Source organism: Streptomyces sp. NPDC015144, from assembly GCF_043079735.1.
In the GTDB taxonomy this organism is placed as follows: Bacteria; Actinomycetota; Actinomycetes; order Streptomycetales; family Streptomycetaceae; genus Streptomyces.
In genome coordinates this window covers 1-1424 of the sequence record NZ_JBIBUU010000057.1, presented here as the reverse complement: position 1 = coordinate 1424, position 1424 = coordinate 1, and the positions used below count along the sequence as shown (strand labels likewise).

Genomic DNA, 1424 nt, shown 5'->3' with positions numbered 1-1424 from the left:
AACGCCGACACAACCGCCCCCGCCGACCCCTCACTCCCATCCACATCGACCAACACAAACCGACCCGGATACTCCGACTGCACAGCACGCAACAAGCCCCACACCGGGGAATGTCCGAGATCCGTGAGGTCCTCGCCGTCCGATCGGACGGCGACGGCTCCCTCGGTGATGACGGCGAGGCGCGGCCGGGACTCGGCCTCATCGGCCTCGAGGTGTTCCTGAACGACGCTCAGGGCATGTTCGAGTGCCGAGCGGGCCGCGTCCGGTACGGACGAGTCGGCCGATGCCGGGATCCGCAGCAGCGTCAGGTCATTTGCCGGGACGTGCGACGTGGCGGTCTCGTCGACGGATGACGACGGCACCTCGTAGGGCGTCCACTCCAGCTGGAAGAGCGCTTCGTGGCGCCCGCTGCGGCGCACCAGCCGATCAGGATCAGCCGCTCGTACGACCAGTGCCGAGATCGACGCGACCGGCTCGCCGGAGCTGTCCGTCAGCTCCAGCGTCGTAGTGTCCTCCCCGGTCCTGGTGAGGCAGGCTCGCAGATCCCGTGGACCAGGACGGTGCACATCAACGCCCTGCCAGGCGAAGGGGAGCGAGATGGTCGTCGGTGACCCGCCCGCCCGCTCGATGTCGTCGAGGAGCAGCAGATGCAGGGCCGAGTCGAGCAGTGCCGGGTGCAGCACGTACCGATCGGCGCCGTCTGTCTCGTCGTCGAGGCGCAGCTCCGCATAGGTCCGGTCGCCGAGCCGCCAGGCCGACCGCAGGCCCTGGAACGCCGGGCCGTACTCGTACCCGTGGTCCGCAAGCCTTATGTAGGCGTCGTCGGTCGCGATCGGGACGGCTCCGGTGGGCGGCCACGCCGTACCGGTACCGGTTGCGGCCGAGGCCGCGTCGGCCGGCCTCTCCGGCCCGAGCCGGCCGGCAGCATGCCGGGTCCACTCGTCGTCGCCGTCGACCCGCGAATGGAGACGGAGTTCACGGCGGCCCGACTCATCCTCTGCGTCCACCGCTACCTGGAAGGTCACCTCGCCCCGCTCCGGGAGCAACAGCGGTGCTTCCAGGGTCAGTTCCTCTACCGAAGGGAGTCCGATCTCGCGCCCGGCAAGCAGCGCGAGGTCAAGGAAGGCCGTGCCCGGGAGCAGCACGGCGCCGACCACGGCATGGTCGGCCAGCCAGGGCTGGCTACCCCGCGAGAACCGTCCGGTGAAGAGGTGGCCCGCTCCTCCCGCGAGTTCGACCGCGGCTCCGAGCAGCGGATGCTCGGCAGCGGAGAGCCCGACAGTGCCAAGGTCTCCGGGGCTCGCGGGGGTGTCGAGCCAGTAGCGGCGACGTTGGAAGGCGTAGGTGGGCAGGTCGACGGTACGGCGGTCGGCCACGGGGCCGAAGACCGCGTCCCAGTCGGGCTCGAGACCGGTATGGACGTG

The 1424-nt window shown here is 70.3% G+C and carries 1 protein-coding gene; it reads right to left on the bottom strand.

Features of this window, described 5'->3' with window-relative positions; all coding sequences use genetic code 11:
• A partial coding sequence (locus tag ACF08W_RS35070) for a polyketide synthase dehydratase domain-containing protein (protein ID WP_392281774.1) occupies window positions 1-1424 on the bottom strand: 1424 nt, incomplete at both ends.